Here is a 362-nt window from a genome sequence, read left to right as displayed (position 1 = left end):
GCTTCCGATCTTTCCAAAAAAAGCGACGCTCCAAGCTTGAAGCAGAGAAGCGACAAGCCCAGAACAGATATACGCAATTTTCTTGTTTTCTCCACGAATAAACTCCAAGACACGTTGATCGTGGTTGGAGTACCAGGAATCAGGAATTACGTTGGGAAGCGCCATGCTCACCATGTTTCCATACCCATATCGCTGCGTCTGCTGATTACGCGCTGGAATATGTGCAACTCTTGCGGCTTCAAAAATTCTGTTATTGATCTGCACACTTGCTGAGTATTTCCCAGAGTCAAGCGGCGGTGGCGATTCCGCCTGGAGTTGTGCGAGGCGGGTTGCGAAACCATCGCACAGGACGCGAATCAAGT

The 362-nt window shown here is 49.4% G+C and carries 1 protein-coding gene; it reads right to left on the bottom strand.

Annotated elements, in window-relative coordinates; genetic code table 11:
* The coding region (locus F1735_RS34395; RefSeq protein WP_167241539.1) for a hypothetical protein at positions 1 to 362 on the bottom strand (362 nt) is incomplete at both ends.

The organism is Massilia genomosp. 1, from assembly GCF_011682185.1.
Taxonomy (GTDB): Bacteria; Pseudomonadota; Gammaproteobacteria; order Burkholderiales; family Burkholderiaceae_D; genus Telluria_A; species Telluria_A rubra.
Note: the sequence above shows the minus strand (reverse complement) of the source record. Positions and strands in the feature narration are given on the sequence as shown.